Consider the following 1,522-nt stretch of genomic DNA (forward strand, 5'->3'; position numbering starts at 1 on the left):
GACCTTCGGCCAGATCCATCAGGTCCTGCAACTGCATGTACACCACGACCTGCGGGGCGATGGTCTTCAACGCCCCGGCCCCGGTGACCCGGGCCCGCATCAAATCCAGCAAGGCCTGCAGCCTGCGCCGCGGCACCGCAACCTCCACCCCCTCAACAAGACCACCATCACTCGGCGGGTAGCGCCAGCTGAAGCATCAGCACCACTTTGAACACCAGTACCCGCAGCCATCCCGGCCGCACCTGTCCCGGCCGTATCTGTCCCGGTCGGGTTTGGGTCGGTTTCGTCCTGCTCGGTCAGGTGCTGGGTGAATCCCTGCGGGGCCGGGGTGCTGGCAGGACACGCCGTTCCACGACCAGCACCGGTACCCGGCCGATCGGGTGCGGAAACACCGCTGTGTGGTGACACAGTCCCGGGACCGGCAGCCCCTGACCCGACGTCTGAATCGACAGCCGGGGTGGCTTCAGCAGCAGTCCCTGATTCCGTGTCGGCAACCCTGGTTCCGTGTCGGCAACCCTGGTTCCGTGTCGGCAACCCCTGGTTCCGTGTCGGCAACCCCTGGTTCCGTGTCGGGATCGATCGCCCAGGGTGGCGGCGGCTGATCCGTGACCAGCCATGCCGGAACCTGCCCACTCTCTTCACCAGCACAGCCCTGGCCCCCACCACGGCCAGGACCGGTTGTTTCCCCAGAGAGGATGTTGTCCTGGGTGTTGTCCTGGGGTCCGGGCCTGCCGGACCGGGACAGGCTCCGGGCCGCGGCCCCGGCCTGGGTACGTGGATTATCGGCCTGCGCGATCGCTGAACGCAGCAACTCCGCATCCAGCCCCTCCACCCGGATCAAATACTGATCCACCCCCAACACGGTCGCCCGACGGAAAATCCCGACCTCCGGTTTGGCCACCGACTCGTTCGCCTTCCGATACCCGGTACACAACCCCGTCAACCGCTTCGCCGCGGTCACCGGGTCATGCTCCACCAGGATCTCGGTGGCGTGCTCCTCCAACAACCGCCCATCCCCGGCCCTGGCTGCGACTCCTGGCAGCACCCCGATAGTTCCTGCCCCACCGTGGGTGGTTCCAACGCCTCTAACCGGCGGGCCGCGTCCCGCACCGGGCGCGGGTCCCGGCCCGGATCCTGGAACAAACCGGCCAGCCGCTCAAACCGTGGGCCGGCGCCTTGCCCGGCACTGTTGCGTCGGGCCTGGACCCGGTGGGTGTCCTCCACCCGGGTACGGGCCTCGAAATAGTTGATCCCGACCCAGGACTCCAGCAACGCGGTGGTGTCCTTGTACACCGGCCGCCCGGTCGCGTACAACACCGGGCCCTGGGTGCCGGCCGGGTTCTGCCGCAACCGGTCATACTCGCCCACTTCCAGCCGGTGGGCCCCGGTGGCTTCCAACGCGGCGATCGCGGCCAGTTGAGCGCGGATCACCGCCCGGTAGTGCTCTTCGACCCAGCTGGCCCCACCCAACGCGACCGGTGCCCGGTGGGTGGCCCCCACCAGCCCGGCCAGGTCGGTGAAC

At 68.5% G+C, this 1,522-nt stretch carries 1 protein-coding gene; it reads right to left on the reverse strand.

The features are described 5' to 3' along the window. Positions 1-957: 957 nt before the first annotated feature. Positions 958-1,522 (reverse strand): hypothetical protein (locus JCM19049_RS13835; protein ID WP_279403242.1); only part of this gene is annotated, 565 nt, incomplete at its 5' end.

This window comes from Arthrobacter sp. JCM 19049, assembly GCF_001310435.1.